This is a genomic window from Mesorhizobium sp. M0306, assembly GCF_040321655.1.
Lineage (GTDB): Bacteria > Pseudomonadota > Alphaproteobacteria > Rhizobiales > Rhizobiaceae > Mesorhizobium.
This window is the reverse complement of sequence record NZ_JAMYRY010000012.1, coordinates 70,166-85,669: the sequence shown is the minus strand read 5'-3', so window position 1 is coordinate 85,669 and position 15,504 is coordinate 70,166. Positions and strand designations below refer to the sequence as shown.

14 protein-coding genes and 4 pseudogenes are annotated in these 15,504 nt (G+C 61.4%); 5 read left to right on the top strand and 13 right to left on the bottom strand.

Translation table 11 applies throughout. The annotated features are described in order from the left end of the window. The first annotated feature begins 38 nt into the window (after window positions 1–38). Window positions 39–1,046 (top strand): non-homologous end-joining DNA ligase, encoded by a 1,008-nt coding sequence (gene ligD / locus NKI95_RS18310; RefSeq protein WP_352718669.1) that lies wholly within the window; start codon window positions 39–41, stop codon window positions 1,044–1,046. Window positions 1,047–1,072: 26 nt separating this feature from the next. Here ligD and NKI95_RS18305 read toward each other — a convergent pair whose 3' ends face one another. From NKI95_RS18305 to NKI95_RS18255, 11 genes and pseudogenes are all read right to left on the bottom strand, one after another. Then, window positions 1,073–1,660, bottom strand: a complete 588-nt coding sequence (locus NKI95_RS18305; protein WP_352718667.1) for an SOS response-associated peptidase — start codon at window positions 1,658–1,660, stop codon at window positions 1,073–1,075. A 70-nt stretch (window positions 1,661–1,730) separates the two neighbouring features. Beyond that, window positions 1,731–2,123 (bottom strand): annotated as a pseudogene (locus tag NKI95_RS18300) (response regulator transcription factor); the annotation flags it as partial. Then, window positions 2,113–2,502, bottom strand: a complete 390-nt coding sequence (locus NKI95_RS18295; protein ID WP_352718664.1) for a response regulator — start codon at window positions 2,500–2,502, stop codon at window positions 2,113–2,115. The gene NKI95_RS18295 and the pseudogene NKI95_RS18300, both read right to left, overlap by 11 nt. Next, window positions 2,495–3,138: pseudogene (locus NKI95_RS18290) on the bottom strand (response regulator transcription factor). The gene NKI95_RS18295 and the pseudogene NKI95_RS18290 overlap by 8 nt, the downstream one beginning before the upstream one ends. Before the next feature lie 77 nt (window positions 3,139–3,215). Then, a complete protein-coding gene (locus NKI95_RS18285) occupies window positions 3,216–3,491 on the bottom strand; it encodes a CBS domain-containing protein (RefSeq protein WP_352718661.1) in 276 nt (91 codons plus the stop codon). 33 nt (window positions 3,492–3,524) lie between these two features. Beyond that, on the bottom strand, window positions 3,525–3,935 hold the full coding sequence (locus NKI95_RS18280) for a cupin domain-containing protein (RefSeq protein ID WP_352718760.1): 411 nt from the start codon (window positions 3,933–3,935) through the stop codon (window positions 3,525–3,527). Between the two features lie 435 nt (window positions 3,936–4,370). Further along, entirely contained in the window at window positions 4,371–5,126 is a 756-nt protein-coding gene (locus tag NKI95_RS18275) for an SDR family oxidoreductase (RefSeq protein ID WP_352718659.1), read from the bottom strand. Window positions 5,127–5,725: 599 nt separating this feature from the next. After that, window positions 5,726–5,944: a (2Fe-2S)-binding protein gene (locus NKI95_RS34450; protein WP_502909189.1), complete on the bottom strand. Its 219-nt coding sequence runs from the start codon at window positions 5,942–5,944 to the stop codon at window positions 5,726–5,728. 54 nt (window positions 5,945–5,998) lie between these two features. Then, on the bottom strand, window positions 5,999–6,922 hold the full coding sequence (locus tag NKI95_RS18265) for an MBL fold metallo-hydrolase (protein ID WP_352718656.1): 924 nt from the start codon (window positions 6,920–6,922) through the stop codon (window positions 5,999–6,001). A gap of 598 nt (window positions 6,923–7,520) precedes the next feature. After that, window positions 7,521–8,306 (bottom strand): annotated as a pseudogene (locus NKI95_RS18260) (IS91 family transposase); the annotation flags it as partial. A gap of 4 nt (window positions 8,307–8,310) precedes the next feature. Beyond that, entirely contained in the window at window positions 8,311–9,216 is a 906-nt protein-coding gene (locus NKI95_RS18255) for a tyrosine-type recombinase/integrase (RefSeq protein ID WP_352718653.1), read from the bottom strand. Window positions 9,217–9,542: 326 nt separating this feature from the next. Here NKI95_RS18255 and NKI95_RS18250 point away from each other — a divergent pair, with 326 nt between their 5' ends. Continuing rightward, window positions 9,543–10,094, top strand: coding sequence for a DUF309 domain-containing protein (locus NKI95_RS18250; protein WP_352718650.1), 552 nt, complete (start codon window positions 9,543–9,545; stop codon window positions 10,092–10,094). 102 nt (window positions 10,095–10,196) lie between these two features. Here the strand turns inward: NKI95_RS18250 and NKI95_RS18245 are convergent, their stop codons facing one another. Together NKI95_RS18245 and NKI95_RS18240 are read right to left on the bottom strand one after the other, a co-directional pair. Beyond that, window positions 10,197–10,664 (bottom strand): Ros/MucR family transcriptional regulator, encoded by a 468-nt coding sequence (locus tag NKI95_RS18245; RefSeq protein WP_352718647.1) that lies wholly within the window; start codon window positions 10,662–10,664, stop codon window positions 10,197–10,199. Window positions 10,665–10,888: 224 nt separating this feature from the next. Further along, a pseudogene (locus NKI95_RS18240) lies at window positions 10,889–11,110 on the bottom strand (DUF2130 domain-containing protein); the annotation flags it as partial. Window positions 11,111–11,224: 114 nt separating this feature from the next. On the opposite strand from NKI95_RS18240, the gene NKI95_RS18235 reads away from it, so the two are divergent. The 3 genes from NKI95_RS18235 to NKI95_RS18225 all read left to right on the top strand — a co-directional run bounded on the left by NKI95_RS18235 (window position 11,225) and on the right by NKI95_RS18225 (window position 15,504). Continuing rightward, the gene (locus tag NKI95_RS18235; protein WP_352718644.1) at window positions 11,225–11,470 is read left to right on the top strand and encodes an IPT/TIG domain-containing protein; all 246 of its coding nucleotides are present in this window, start codon (window positions 11,225–11,227) and stop codon (window positions 11,468–11,470) included. Between the two features lie 291 nt (window positions 11,471–11,761). After that, window positions 11,762–12,163, top strand: coding sequence for a hypothetical protein (locus tag NKI95_RS18230; RefSeq protein WP_352718641.1), 402 nt, complete (start codon window positions 11,762–11,764; stop codon window positions 12,161–12,163). A 59-nt stretch (window positions 12,164–12,222) separates the two neighbouring features. Continuing rightward, window positions 12,223–15,504 (top strand): DUF6603 domain-containing protein, encoded by a 3,282-nt coding sequence (locus NKI95_RS18225; protein ID WP_352718639.1) that lies wholly within the window; start codon window positions 12,223–12,225, stop codon window positions 15,502–15,504.

Sequence of the window (15,504 nt, the reverse complement as noted above, 5' to 3'; positions counted from 1 at the left end):
TGTGGTAGTCTGGCCCGCATGACGACGCTTTATCTCAATTGGCGCGCAAGACGGTGAATCCCACAAGGCCGAATAAAACGCATCCGCCGAAATGGATCGAGCCTCAGCTGACGCGCCTGGTTGACGAAGCGCCCAACGGCCCCGATTGGCTTCACGAAATCAAGTATGATGGATACCGCATGCACGCGCGGATCGACGGCAGCGACATCCGCTTGCTCACCCGCACCGGCCTCGATTGGTCGCATCGCTATCAAGCGACGATAGCGGCCCTCCGCGCGCTCCCGGTGAAAGACGCATATGTCGACGGGGAGCTGTGCGCCGTTCGGGCAGACGGCGTCACCTCCTTCAGCCGCCTGCAGGCCGCTATGGACGAGGGCCGCACGGGTGATCTTGCCTTCTTTGCTTTCGATCTTCTGTTCCTGAACGGAGAAAGCATTGCGAAGTTGCCGCTCATCGACCGCAAGGCGCGACTGGAAGGCCTATTTTCGACCTACATGCCCGGCCTGCGCTTCAGCGATCACGTGATCGGCGACGGGCCTGCGTTCCGCAAGCACGCCTGCCGGCTTGCACTCGAGGGCGCTATCTCAAAGCGGATCGACAGCGCCTATGCATCCGGCAATCGCGGCCTATGGGTCAAGTCAAAGTGTCTCAACAGGGAGGAATTCATCGTCGTCGGCTGGACCGATCCGACAGGAAGCCGGCCGCATATCGGCTCGCTGCTTCTCGGCTACTACACCGATGATGGTCGTCTGATCTATGCGGGCCGCGCCGGCACGGGCATCACGGTTGCAGAGCTCAAGCGATTGGCTGGCCGGCTTGGACCACTTCAGGTAGATCGAATGCCCCTCGACGCCCCACCGCCACGTGAGAGCCGGTTCGGCTCGCCGCTTGAGCTGTCGCGCGTGCATTGGGTCAGTCCTGAAATGGTGGTCGAGGTCGCCTATCTCACCTGGACGGAAGACAATCTCCTGCGTCAGGTTTCGTATCAAGGTGAGCGGCAGGATAAGCCAGCCCGGCAGGTGGTGCGTTCCGTGCCCCATCCCTGATCGGCATCGGTCGCCGACCGGTTCATTCATCCGACTTGCTCCACCTGCAGCGTGCCGGGAAGGGGCTTGATGAGCGACTTCGCCGACACCGAAGAGTCGAGCCAATCCGCCCACGCGCTGCGATCGAGGATGACGATCTGCCGGTCGTGGTAGGGCGCGATGTCGGGTCCTGGCTCCATCGTCAGCATGGTGAATGCCTCGCCAACCTCAGGCGTTTCACGCCAGATGCCGGCGATGCAGAAGATCGGCTCCTCCTTCTTTGTGAAGAGCCACTTGTCCTTGCGCTTCTTCTTGGGGTCTTCCGGATCGGTGAACTCGTAGAAGCCGTCCGCCACGATCAGGCACCGGTTCGACGAGAATTCTCGGCCCTCCGAACGGAAATTATAGACCGGCCGCTTGTTCGGTCCGGGCCAGCTCCAGCGCCGTTGCATCATATCGCCTTCGCCTCGGACGCCATCGACAGTCCTGATGATCGGCGCCACGTCGGTGATCTTGATATCCTCGCGCGCCTCGATGTTCGGCGCGCCTTCGCCGAAACGGATCTTGATCTTGAGGTCGGCGAAGTCCTCCACGATCGAAGCGACATCCACCATCAATCGATAGTCATTGCACATCGGTCCTCCGTTCGATCGCCATCGCAGCGCGACCGTGTTCTTGTTATGTTTGAACGACGATGAGTGCAAAGGTTTGGTCCCGCACAGGCTTGGTGAGAAAATCCACCGCGCCGGCCTTCATCGCTTGGACAGTCATCGGAATGTCGCTATGCCCGGTCAGGAATATCAATGGCTTGGGATTGCCGTTTTGGGCCAGATGACGCTGCAGATCGAGACCGCTCGCTCCTGGCATGCGCACGTCGACGATGAGGCAACCTGGACTGTCCAACACATCGGAGTCAAGCAATTCGCGGGTCGAGGCAAAGGAGACTGGCTGGAAACCCGCCGACAGGATCAATTCCGACAGGGCCTCCCGAACAGACGTATCGTCATCGACAATAATGACGAGCACCGGGTCCGCTTCACCCTTCCGCTGCTGCGATAACGGCGCCGATCTCCATAAGAGCGGCTGGTCAACTCTCATGTCCGTCCTCCGCGTCATGGTTGCGCAAAGTCTCGCCGATGGCCGCAAGTAGGGCGTGGGCATCGAAGGGCTTCCGGAAGAACCCGCTCATCCCCTGCGCTCGGTCCTGATTGACTATCTCGTGACGACCTGTGATCAGGAAGACCGGCAGCTCCGGGCGTGCCCTGTTCACCAGGTCACGAAGTTCAAAGCCATCCATGCCAGGCATTCCGATGTCGGTGATCAGCACATCGAGCCCCGTTAGCCCGCAGATCAACAGTTGTTGCGCCGACGAGAAGCTGCGGGCCACATAGCCAGCGGATTCGAGGAGCTCCTCCATTGACTCGAGAAGTCTTGGATCGTCGTCGACCACCGCCACAATAGGTTTATGCTTACTCACGCTCACTCCCTGCCGCCCGGCGCGAGTGGGTTATCGGTATTTCCAGTCGCTCGGCGATACGCACGAGATCGGCAAGGGACGCTGCCATATCTTCTGCATGACGTTTCTTCTGTGGATTTGCAAAGTGACCTCGCTGATCCCAAGCTCGGCGGCGGCCTGCTTGTTGAGCAGGCCACTCACCACAAGCGGCAGCGCCTCACGCTCGCGTGGCGTGAGTTCCTGATGGCGCTGCTTCAACACGCCAAGTTCAGCGCGCTCCGATCTGATTTCTCGGTCGCGGGCGATCGCCACGCGAATTGCGGCCATGAGATCAGAATCGCTGAAAGGCTTGGTCAGGAAATCTACCTCGCCATCCTTGATAGCCCGGACGGATGACGGGATGTCGCCATGCCCTATTATGAAGACGATCGGTGGATGATCCCTTCCCGCGATCTGCTTCTGCAAATCGAACCCGCTGATATCCGGCAACTCGACATCGAGGATTAAGCAGGCTGGAAGGTCTGGCTTGTCCGCGCTGACATAGTGCCCAGCCGATCCAAAGGCGAGGGCACGCAGTCCGTGTGAAGCGAGCAACTCGCTCAGAGCCTCCCGAACGCGCTCGTCATCATCTACCACGAAGACAATATGATCAGTCACGGCGCAGACCTCCCTTCAGGGGATTGTTGGCGCTTCGTGCAGCAACTTGCTCAGGAATTGAATCTGGACTGATGGACTCACCTCAGTAACCTAGTCCCACCACCCGACTGCACCCTATGGAAATCCATGCATTGTGCGGCCGAGGCCGGCGGCGTCGGCGATCCTGCGCCGGTGAGGTGGCGGATGAGGTCGGATTTGCTTAGCACGCCTGCAGCCGCTCCATTGTCGTCACACACGACGACGAGGCCAATACCGGGCTTCGAAAGCGAAAGAGCAGCGACTTGCACCGCTGCATTGGCGTCGAGCACCATCAGGCGAGCCTTCGTCATCGAGTTGAGTTGTTCGATTTGCATCAAAATCCTCCGAGAGATCGCCTGCTGTCGAGCTCATTTTTCGGATGTCGTCAGGTTGGTGTCGTTCGTATCGACAACGAACACGGCAAGCATGCGCGCGCGTTCCGTCTTGCTGGCATTCTCCTCGAAGGTGTGATGATCACCCGGAAACTCAGAAAAGTTTTCGCCGGCCCGATAAGTCTTTATCGGACCGTGATTGACCTGAGTGTTGATTGCTCCTTCGAGGACCGTGGCATAGATGAATGCCGACTTTGCGTGAGTGTGCGCCTGGGAACTGCCGCCGGGCTCATATTCAACAAGCACGCCCTTGATGCTCTTGCCTGGAACGTTGGGTAGCGGCTGGTCGTAGACCAGCGTGGCCCTGGGGCCGTGCGAATCGTCGGCCAGAGCGCCGGTTGCGGAGATGGCTGCGACAGCAGCGATGAGGAGTGTAGTCCTGATCATTGTCTTGGCTCCTAGTGTGTGATGGGGGATCGCCAGCCGATGGGAGGGGCGGCCGGCGATCAGGCTCTCGCCGAGGGGACGCGGCGCGAGCAGATGGGGTTGATGATCGCGCTTCTCGCGCAGTACAAGTTTGCCGTTACTTCTGCGGCCTCGCATGACCGTGGTTCTGTCAGCCTTTGCTATATAGCGGCCATCAGTCAGTGTCTCGATGTAGTTCGTAGCCTGACAATCTTCGAACCGCGGGCCGCCGATGTATTTCTCGTCGTTGTAGACGTAGAATCCAGAGGAACCATTGCCGTCAGCTTGTTCTCTTACATGGTAAGGCATTTCATCATTTCCTGCATTTATTTCTGCCGGTCTCATAGCTGGACCCGAAGGAGGTTGAGCTTCAGGATTGTCTCATCCTGCTTGACCTTGAGGCGCGCGGGCCACACATCATCCGTGGAGCGAGGCGTGGCTGAACCAGTCTTCGAAGCGCGTTGTGCCGATGCGCGGATGGTCGCTTGGCACGAGCGAGTGGTCGTCCAGCAGCGTGCCAAAATATCGCACATGGGGATCCGCGGTAACTTTGCGCGGATCGTTCGTAGCCTTCAAAAACCGCGCGACAAGCTCGCTCATGCGGACCGGCTCCGGACCCGCGATCTCGATCGCGCCGTTGACCGGCGGCGAGAGCGCAACCTCGGTCATGATGTCCGCGACGTCGTTAGACGCGATTGGCTGAAAATAGGCACTCGGGACTGTGGTGATGTCGCCGACCGTTCCTGACTGCGCGATGCCGCCAAGAAACTCGAAAAACTGCGTCGAGTGGACGATGGTGTAGGGGATGCCGGAGCTCCGAATGAGCTTTTCCTGGGCAATCTTGGCGCGCATATAGCCGCTATCGGGCAGACGCTCGGCCCCCACGATCGAAAGTGCGACGTGGTGCGTCACGCCGGCCAGCTTTTCTGCTGCGAGCAAGTTCCGGCCGGAGGTCTCGAAGAACTCCAGAACTGCCTTATCCTCGAAGGAGGGCGAATTTGCCAGGTCGATGACGGTCTGCGCTCCGGCGAGCACTTTCGCGAGGCCTTCGCCGGTAATGGTGTTGACGCCGCCGTTCGGTGACGCGGCGAAGACTTCATGGCCCTTGTTACGCAGCCTCTCGACTGTTTTCGAGCCGATCAGCCCGGTGCCACCAATAACCACGATCTTCATGACGACTTCCTCGTTGGCGTTTCGGCGTTGATTGCCTGACCGAGCGGACAACCGCTGGCGCATCAGCTCCCGTCGTTCGGACAATGCATCGGGGCGCGGGCCCAGACTATCGAACGGAAGCATCTGTCATGTCATGCGAAGGTCTAGGATAGATGCATCCGTAGATTGGGGACTCTAGTCAGCAAGGAGACAGTGTCTCATCTGCTAGCCAACCGACATGCGGCCAGGGAGCGATCAGAAGGCCACATTCATCAGCAGCGTGAGGTCGGCGGAGAGGGCGACTTTCGGCCAAATAGCAAAATCGAACTCTTCGACCGAGATGCGCAGCGCAAAGCTGCGGCTCCCGTCGTGGAAAACGTAGTCGGTCTACGGTCAGACTTTCCCGTTCGCCACTGCTCTTTAGCAGCAGCGAGACAATACATCATGTCCATGGAAAAATCGCAGGGATCCGCGAGTGTGGGGAAGCGGTAACGCTCTATTAATCGAACCCTCGCGCATTTTGCAGCGCGACAGCGTCCGTGCCCCCTTCGTCAACCCGCGACTCCTTGGCGCTCGAGCAGTTGTTCAAACTCGCGTGTTCGTCGTGGTTCGATCTTGACTCAACAAGCGGCCGTCACTCCCAGAAAGCCGGCCTGCGGCAGCCGAGTCACGATTGGGAGGACCGCGCGCAGCCGTTGCAGGATGCCGCGCACGCAACGGCCGCACTTGGGACTGCAGCCGAGACAGCCATAGACCTGACTAATCGAGCGCGTCCGCCCCGCCTCGACGGCGGAGCGGACATCCTGATCGCTCAACACACTGCATGAACAGATGATCATGGCGCGGTGGCTCTCGACGGAGATTGGCTAGGTTGGTCGTCACCCGGCAAGCGGTCAGTAGTCCCAAACCGCCGGTACGCAACGAAAGGCGTCGCCGTCGACCGCCACATGGCAGACCGACGGGAACGGCAGGTGAGTGGCCACCAGCGGCTCGCGGTTCGCCGCGAGTTCCCGCATAAGACTAACGCGGACGCGGGCCGCCTCCTCGGGGTCGTGTTCGAAGCCGTTGTGCCAGTCGGGATGGTCGAATCCGACCTGGAACACGAGGTCCCCGGCGAACGTCAGCCGGTCGCCGCCTGACGCCAGACGGACCACGCTGTGCCCGGGGGTGTGGCCGCCTGTGCGACGGACGACCACCCCCGGCGCCACCTCGTGTTCGTCTTCGAACGGGCGCAGCTGGCTGCGGTACTCATTGACGAATCGCTTGGCTGCCCGCCGAAGCGCGTCTGGAAACCCTTGCGGCATGGACACGCGGGAGAAATCGGGCGATTCCCAGAACTTGATCTCAGCGGCTGCAACGTGAATCCGCAGGTGCGGATTCAGCCGCTCCTTCACGCCGTCGATGAGCAGCCCGCCAATGTGGTCCATGTGCATGTGGGTCAGCACCACGTCAGTCACTGATGCCAGATCGATGCCAGCGGCCGTCAGTCGATGGATCAACTGCCCAGCCCGCGGCAAGTGCAACTCCGGGTCCGCCCCCAGCCCAGCGTCGACGAGTATGGTTTGGTCGCCGCTGCGCACCACAGCCACGTTCAGCGGCCACTCGAGCGTCTCCGGCGAGAGGAATTCGTCCTCCAGCCAGGCTGTCCGGACGGCCGGGTCGACGTTGTATGCGATGGTCGGGGCTGGAATTGGTAGGATCCCATCGCTGACCACGAGCACGTCAATCTCGCCGATCTTAAGTGCGTAGCGCGATGGAACCAGCTCGTCGGGCCCCGGTCGAGCGGAAATGTCGTCCACGTTCATGTTTGTGCTCATGTTTGTCTCCTGTTGATCGCCTTTGCCACGGCCATATCGGCCGCCTCCGCCGCTGGCCCCGTGGATCGGCGGACGGCCACACGGCGTCTGCACACGAGATTGCGCCGCCGCGGCCTGCGCGACCATCAAACGGAAGTATCGGTCAGGCAATGCGAAGGTCCATGACCGACCGTTGCAAGGGCGGATGATCTCCCGCAAACGTCGAAGAGACCGCTTCGAGCAGGGAATATGCCGCTGTGAGCAACTTGTAGCAATTGCCGGACGGCTCGTATCGTAAAGCGTGATCATCGGCGGATCCTGCTGCCGGTCTCGCAGCCGCATAAGCGCTCTCGCGGCGGCCGTCCGGCCGCAGGCGGGCTGACTGCTTTAGTGACTGCTTAACGAGAAATCAGACTGGCCGCCGGCAAAGGTTGGATAGCGCTGGCGCTGGCAGTGTTCGCGACATGGCGCCCCGCTGCGCGTCCTGCTCGGCGGCTTGACGATCCTGCAGGGACAGGCGCGGTAACTCCGTTCGGGCTACGCCCTCACTGCGTCACACCACCTGCGCCGAGTCTCATCTTGATTGACGCTGAATCTCATCCTGATCGCCGCGCCGCAGGTGAGTGTAGCGCGACAGGTAGGCGAGCACCGCTTGGGGGCCGGCGAAGGGCGGCTTGGCATAGACCACCCAGCGCTTGCTGCGAACAGGCTTCAGATGACGCAGGAAGGCGCGACGGTCGGCCAGGTGTGCCGCCGATCCGAAGAAGGCGAGCCGACCGGCGTCGTGCAGCGCGACCAGCCGGGTCAGGAACAGACGGCGGAACAGCTTGCCCAGTACTCTGACTGGGAGAAGGAAGGCCGGCCGCGACGATATCCAGCGTGACCCGTCCGGCGCGATGCCGCCGCCCGGCACGATCATGTGGACATGGGGATGGTGGGTCATTGCCGAGCCCCATGTGTGGAGCACGGCGGTGATGCCGATGCGCGCGCCGAGGTGCTTGGGATCCGCCGCGATCGTCAGCATCGTCTCCGATGCCGCCTTGAACAGCAGATCATAGACCAGCGCCTTGTTGTGGAACGCGATGACGGCGACCTCGGCGGGCAGCGTGAACACGACGTGGAAGTAGCCGACTGGCAGCAGGTCGGCTTCGCGCTCGGCGAGCCATGTACGGGCGGCCGCGCCCTGGCACCTGGGACAGTGCCGGTTGCGGCAGCTGTTGTAAGCGATCCGCCATTGGCCGCAGTCCGCACAGGCTTCGACATGACCACCCAATGCAGCGGTGCGGCAGTGTTCGATCGCCGACATGACCTTGAGCTGCTGCAGGCTCAGATGCCCGGCGTGGGCGACCCGGTATCCGGGGCCGGCAGCACGGAAGATATCGGCGACCTCCAGGTCCGCCCGCACCGGTTCAGCCGGGAGGCGTCTTGCCTTCCATCAGCGCCATCAGCCGGTCGAGCGGCCCCGCGACCGCGTGGATCGTCCGGGTCGAGACCTTGGTGTAGAGCGCGGTGGTATCGAGCTTGCTGTGCCCGAGCAGCACCTGGATGACGCGGATGTCGACATCCTGCTCAAGCAAGTGGGTGGCGAAGCTGTGACGCAGCGTGTGCGGACTGACGCGCTTGCGGATGCCGGCGACTTCGGCGGCTTCCTGGACCGCGCGATGCAGCTGCCGCGACGAGATCGGCGCTGTGCAGCCGCGCCCCGGGAACAGCCAGCCATGGGGGAGCATCACCCCGCGCCGCTTGCCTTCGCGCCACCACAGCCGCAGCAGTTCCAGCAGTTGCGGCGAGAGCATGGCGTTGCGGTCCCTGCGTCCCTTGCCCTGTTCGACGCGGATCAGCATGCGTGTCGAATCGATGTCGTCGACCTTCAGATGCGCGACCTCGGATACGCGCAGGCCCGCGCCATAGGCGACACCGAGCGCGGCCTTGTACTTGATGCCTGGCGCCGCTTCGAGCAGCCGCGCCGCTTCCTCAACGCTCAGCACATCGGGCAGCTTGCGCGCATATCGCGTGACCACCAGCGCGCGCGCCAGATCGCGCCGCCTCAGCGTCACCGTGAACAGGAATCGCAACGCCGAGACCGCACCGTTGATCGTGGCAGGGCCCATGCCGTTCTCATGTTGGCACAGCTGGAAGCGTCGGATGTCCTCGGTCGTCGCGGTGTCGGGGGCGCGACCAAGGAACGCGGCGAAGCGCCGGACATGACGAACGTAGTCCTGCTGCGTATGCGGTCCCAGACCCCGCAGCAGCATATCTTGCTGCATGCGCTGGCGAAGCGGCGTAGTCGGAGCATCGGTCGACAAGGTAGCCATGGCAAGTTCCTCTCGTTGAAGGGAACTCCATGGTCGGATCGCGGGCTCTACCCGCTCAAGGCCTATGAATACCGCGCCATCTCAGAACCAGGCGACACTCCCGCGCAGCGGGTTCGTGCATGAGGCGCAAAGCCGACGTTGAGTTAGCAAGTTCAGGCTCAACGGATGTTCATGATTTGTGCTTCGAAAGTCGCATAATTGGCAGTCTGGAATTGGGAGGAAAATCTCCAGAAACCGGAACTCAGCCCCATCCATGGCCTCAGCTCTGACATACGAAGCCTATGCCGTCAGCTCCATGTGACACGAATTGCCATCAACGCGCTTTCATGCTTGCTGGGCCGATGTCTCGTCCTCGCCTGCTGCCCGAAAAGAGTTTTCCGACCTATGCGTACCTGCCTGGCAAACATCCACATCCGGTACGTGACCCCTTAGGCCATAGCTACCGAAACGAGCCCGTAACCATCGCCCTTGCGGAAGCACTGGGCTCGGATGTCTTTCGATGGGGAATCGACCTTTTCAACCACGGCTATTACTGGGAAGCCCATGAGGCTTGGGAGCCTCTTTGGCACGCTGCGAAACGAAGCACGCAGCACCGCCTGTTCTTCAAAGGACTGATCCTGCTGGCCGCAGCCGGGGTGAAAATCCGAGAGGGAAAGCGGGTCGCTGCCGTGCGCCATGCGACAAAAGCTGCCGCGCTTTTTCGTCAGGTGGTGACGATGCCGAGCCGGCTCTTTGAGTCCGCACTCGGGATGACACCTGCCGCGCTTGCAGAATATGCCGAAGCAGCCGTAACTTCCCGGGTTTTGCCAGAACCAAAGCCTGACCAGCCCGAGCCCGTTTTCGATTTTATTCTCGCACCAAAACTTGAGAGTGTCTGATCGGCAACCCTTGGTAGCGTTCAACCCAGCTTCGCCTGTGGAAGGCTGGTTACTCCCGCCTATTTTGTGTCCGGGCTACATAGGCCGATGGATCTGCAGCAATCAGGCCGCGGTCTTCTTGCGCGTCCGCTTCACCGGCGCCGGCTTTTCCGGTTCTTTCGGCTTTCGGCCGAGCCCCATCGTCTTGGCCAATGCCGAGCGCGCTGCGGCATAGTTCGGCGCGACCATCGGATAGTCCGCTGGCAGGCCCCATTTGGTGCGATATTCGTCGGGCGTCAGGTTGTAGTGGGTCGCGAGATGGCGTTTCAACGACTTGAACTTCTTCCCGTCCTCAAGGCTGACAATGTAGTCCGGAGTGACCGATTTCTTGATCGGCACGGCAGGCTTGAGAGCCCCGGACTTATCCGGCGCAGCACCGCCGCCGCCGGTGCCCTTCAATGCGGCGTGGATCTGACTGATGAGGGCCGGCAAGTCACCGACCGGAACCGGATTGTTCGAGACATAGGCCGAGACGACGTCGGCAGTGAGTTCGATCAGGTTGTCGGCATTGCTTTCAGCTTCTTCTGTCACGAAACTCTCCTGGCGGCTTGAAAGACAGTCGGCGAAATTGTCCGTTTCATAGTGGCGGTTTGCGCCAAACGCAACGAATGCATTGGGCACTATTGCGATGCCTGTTTCTGCACAGCGGTCATGGCAACGCATCCCGCGTCGTGCGCGTGTTGGTCCGTCCCCTGTTCGTCTGGCAAGCCGTTCCAGATTGCCAATCGTTTTTCTGTTGGCTCCATGCCGATTGCCTATTCGGCATCGGGCAGAGATGCTTCGATGGCCAGAACCTCCAAGCCCTCAATTTCTTGCATCACCTTTCCAGCGATAGCTTGCAAATCGCCGTACATCCCGACGGTCGACTCGATTACGCCTTGTATTTGAGCCTCCTGCTTGGCCCACAGGCGCGTTGTGGCCTTGCGTTCCTTTGCCAGGTCCTCCTGCATATCAGAGAACTTTTCGACGATGGCCTCGGCGAGGTAGTCGGGCTCCATTGGGGCGGGACGGGAGGCACGTATGGTTATGCGAGCGACATAGAAACGACCGCTGCGGAACTGGGTATCTCATTCTTCTGGCCCATCCCGCAGGTGTCGTCGATATCGCCTTCCCAATGCAATTCACAGGGTGGCGATCAGGTGGACATCGACGGCATTGGCTTTCAGCTCGCCTCAGCCGTGTCGTTTGGTGGCGTGGCCGCCCTGTCGTTCGAGGTCCAGAGTGACCAGCGGATCGTCGCTATTGTGCCGCCTGGAAACGGCGTCGCGACGGCAATCGTGAACGCTCCCGGCGGCAGTTCGGACCCGTTGATCAGCGCGTCCATCGCATATTTTTGACCGGAAATTCATTCGCGGGCGCGCGATGAAGCGACCAAGCGATGGGCGTTTCTGAATTTGCGACGGAAGCTCGTCGAGAGCATAGATTTTTAGGCAATACTTAATGAAACGCGCCAACCGACGAGCCTAAACCTTTGTCTTACTGGTATTGCTTTCGCCCCCAAATCACCAACAAATATTTTCTTGGCGATGGATTGACGATTTGGATTGCTCAAACGCCGGATTCTGTAATACGCTTCCCATGGGGAATGTGGAGGGGCCTTTGTTCTTCGTATTGCGGAGAGGCCCATCATGCACCCGAATCTCACTTTCGGCCCGCTGCTCACGCCGCAAGGCAGGAATCTGGCCTCCAGATCAACAAACCCCACGATGCCTTACACCGGCCAGGATTTTGCCGTCCAGTCGACGGACTGGAACGCTAGCATCCTCGTCGCCGGGCCGTACAGCGAGGCCGGCAAGATCACCGGCGACCGCAACGGCAACGTTACGGTTTGGCAAGGAGAGGAGCAGGTCGACGGGCTTGTGCCAGCGTTGACCCTGGCGCACATCGTCAATATTCCGCCGAACGAGATAGCTCCCGGCACATACACGTTTCACGTCTTCATCAACGCACGGTGGGTGGCGGGAAGTTCAGTGGAGTCAAACTCTTTCAACACCTACACCTTCGACGGCGGCATCGGCCTCGGTTTCTGAACTTCGCGTGGAAGCGGTCGCGACAGGCGTGACCATCGTGCAGAGAGGGACAAGTCGCCGTGGCTTCGCTGGTTCAACTGATTATCGATTTCCTCAAGGAAAGCCTCGAGGGGGACCCGGCGGGAGGTGATCCTGCGCCGCCCGGCAAGCTCGGCGACATTGCCGATATCAAGGACAAGCTCACTGCGATCCAGCTCGATCCGAACCACAACGGCATAGCGGACTGGCTTGATACGATCGACGGCGTGCTCAACGACGTAGGGGTCAGGGACACCATCATCGTCCGCGCGCTGCAGATTCGCGCGCCCCGGCTGGCCGAGGCACTGACGTTGGCGGGCCTGATCGAGGTCGAGTTTCGCGATCTCGACCCACGCGCCTTCGCGTTTCGCCTCGCCTGGAACCGGCTTGACGCGTTCTTGCGCTCGCCCGGCGATACGACCCTGGCGGTTCTGCTCTCGCGCATACAGGACCTCGATGACCTGAAAGTCGCCCAGGTACTCACCGGGTTGCTGCTGTTTTCGCCGCGCGAGCTCCTGAAGCTGGAATATGCGCAGCAAGGATATGCTGCGCTGCCCGACCCTCATCCCGCCGGGGCAGTCGATCTGATCCAGCTCGTCCAGGATCTCATCAATTCGCCGCTCAAGCTTGGTATGCCGATCACGCCGCCGTTGGACGTGTCCTCGTTCAAGGCCAAGGCGGCGGAAGGCGCGGCGCTCCTAACGGATTACCTGGCAATAGTCGGGCCGGACGTTCTGGGCGCAAACAGGCTGGACGGCCTCGGCGTCGAGCTCAAATTGAGCAATGCAACGGCCTTCGTGGCAGGTTCGCTCGACCTCGGCAGCGGCATCCGGCTGGTTGCATCGACGACCGATACCGGAGCGCAGACCTACCGCCTCGTCATGAAGAACGGATCCTTCGATCCCGCTCTCGCCTCAAGCGGCGTGTTCGAGGCCGGCTTGCGGTTCGATCCACAAGGCGGGGCGGCGATCATTGGACCACCCGGCGACACAAGGCTGGAGGTGGGTCCGGCGCGGCTGCTTCTTCGCTTGCAACCAAATGTGCTGGCAGGCTCGCCGCTCTTCGGCCTGCGGGGGATCGTCGAGCGTGTGTCCTTCGTTTTTTCGACGAAGCCTTTGGGTCTGCTTTCCAGCATCGTCTCGCTCCCTGCCGAGGTGCGGTTTCAAACGGAGATCTCGATTGGCTACCTGCAGGGCGTCGGCCTGCAGACGATGGGTGGACAAGCGGGCCTGCCGCCATTGGCCACCGAGTTCACCGTTCCTGTCAATCTCAGCGTAGGCGGAGGCGCCGCCGGCCTGACGATCGAGCGTGTTCTGGTCCGCATCGAGGCAAAGCTTGCCGGCGAAAGCCTGCGTTCGCGCATTGTCCTGCACTTCGGCGCGAATGGCGCATTCGGGCCGGTGCGCATCGTGGCCGACGGGATGGGCGCCTGGTTCGGGCACTGGGACGATGGTTTCCTCGGCATTGAGGGCCCTACCGCGCTCGGCGTTTCGCTGGAGGCCGGCCCGGTGGCCGGGGGCGGCTTCCTCGCCAAGCTCGGCAACGACGAATATGCCGGCGGGCTCGAACTGAAGGTGGTCGGCATCGGCGTCGACGCCTTCGCGCTTTTCGGACAGGCGGACGGCGCACCGGCCTTCGTGGGCATCCTCGGAATAAGGCTGCCGCTGCCGGGCGTGCAGATCGGCTTCGGCTTCGCCATCACCGGCGTTGGCGGGCTAGTCGGCATCAACCGGCGTGCTGATACCGACGTGCTGCGCGAACAGCTTGCCTCGGGAACAAGCGGTCAGATCCTGTTCTGCGACAATCCGACCAACAACGCCCTGACTGTCATCGGCCAGCTTCCGCGCCTTTTCCCGGCGGCGCGCGGCGTGTTCCTGGTGGGGCCGACCTTCCAGATCTCATGGCTCGAACTGCTTCGTCTCGATGCTGGAATCTTCATCGAGCTTCCGGGGCCGCGGCAGATTTTCATCGCCGGCTCGGCACGGCTGGTCATCGGCTCGGAAGAGTTCGCCCTCGTCTACCTGCGCATGGACTTCGTCGGCGGCATCGATCTCACCAAGAGCCTGATCTATTTCGACGCAGTGCTCGTCAATTCGCACGTGATGCAAGTGTTCAAGATCACCGGCGGCATCGCATTGCGCATCGCCTATGGCGACAATGGTTATTTCCTGTTCAGCGTCGGCGGCTTCCACCCATCCTTCAATCCGGGTGGGCTCGAACTGCCGCGCCTCGCCCGCGCTGGCACATGTGCCTCGGTGGGCATCGCCTGGTTCAAGCTTGAGAACTATTTCGCGCTGACGTCGAATACGTTCCAGATCGGCGCCGCCGTCGAAGCCGGCATCGAGCTAGGTCCCATCTCCGCGCATGGCTGGCTCCGCTTCGACGCCATGGTCCAGTTCGAGCCGTTCTATTTCGTCGCCACGATCGATGCCGGTTTCGATATCGAGATATTCGGCGAATCGCTTTGCGGCGTGCGCTTGCAGGGCAAACTGAGCGGCCCCGGACCGCTGGTCATCGAGGCAAGAGCCTCGGTGAAAGTGCTGTTCGTGAGAGTTTCCGAGAGCGTCACCATCCAGCTCGGAAGCAGTGGCGGCAGCCAGGTTCCCGCCATCACCAATATTGTCGCGCTGCTGGCGCCCGAGTTCGCCAAGCCCGACAACACGCGCAGCGAGGGCGAGGACCGCAGCGTCGTGCTGCGCCAGGGCACCCCGACGCTCGTCAACAATATTCCGGTGGTTGGCGCGGTCGGCGCGATCATCTGGGAACAGAGGCGCGTACCCTTCGGTCTTGATCTCCAACGCTTTGAAGGTGCGCCCCTGGCGCCCGGGCAGAATGGCAACCACCACCTTACGCTTGCGACGCCCGACGCATCGGCCGGCATCGAGCAGGACTGGTTCGGGGCCGGCACGTACCTGACACTTGCCGAATCCGAGGTGCTGAACAATGCACGCTTCACGCAGGCGCAGTCCGGCATCCGCATCTCGCTTCTGGAACCGAGCTTCGGCGCCAGCGAGGACTGCACCGTGATGCTCAAGCTTGTGAAGCTGCCGAAACGTTTCCTCTTCCCGTTGCTCATCGAGGCAGCCGGCTACATGCTGGCTTCCCTTGCCAGCATGCAGCGGGAGCGATCCGGCATCGCCACTGTCCAGCCAGGCGCGCCACGCATCACTGCCTCGCAGGAGATTTGGAACGCGCATGATTCTGCCGGCAGCGTGCTGCAGAAAAATCTAAGCTCGACGCAGGCATTCCTGCTGACGCGGAGCGGCAAAGGCGTTGCCCAGCCGGCGACCGCCCAGACCGTCAACGTCGTGGGAGTGATCTAG

Bases quoted from the DNA above. Each gene is read 5' to 3' on its own strand.
- NKI95_RS18265 (WP_352718656.1), bottom strand. From the start codon at position 6,922: ATGAGCACAAACATGAACGTGGACGACATTTCCGCTCGACCGGGGCCC.
- NKI95_RS18250 (WP_352718650.1), top strand. From the start codon at position 9,543: ATGCTTGCTGGGCCGATGTCTCGTCCTCGCCTGCTGCCCGAAAAGAGT.
- NKI95_RS18230 (WP_352718641.1), top strand. From the start codon at position 11,762: ATGCACCCGAATCTCACTTTCGGCCCGCTGCTCACGCCGCAAGGCAGG.
- NKI95_RS34450 (WP_502909189.1), bottom strand. From the start codon at position 5,944: ATGATCATCTGTTCATGCAGTGTGTTGAGCGATCAGGATGTCCGCTCC.
- NKI95_RS18280 (WP_352718760.1), bottom strand. From the start codon at position 3,935: ATGATCAGGACTACACTCCTCATCGCTGCTGTCGCAGCCATCTCCGCA.
- NKI95_RS18285 (WP_352718661.1), bottom strand. From the start codon at position 3,491: ATGCAAATCGAACAACTCAACTCGATGACGAAGGCTCGCCTGATGGTG.
- NKI95_RS18305 (WP_352718667.1), bottom strand. From the start codon at position 1,660: ATGTGCAATGACTATCGATTGATGGTGGATGTCGCTTCGATCGTGGAG.
- NKI95_RS18275 (WP_352718659.1), bottom strand. From the start codon at position 5,126: ATGAAGATCGTGGTTATTGGTGGCACCGGGCTGATCGGCTCGAAAACA.
- NKI95_RS18255 (WP_352718653.1), bottom strand. From the start codon at position 9,216: ATGGCTACCTTGTCGACCGATGCTCCGACTACGCCGCTTCGCCAGCGC.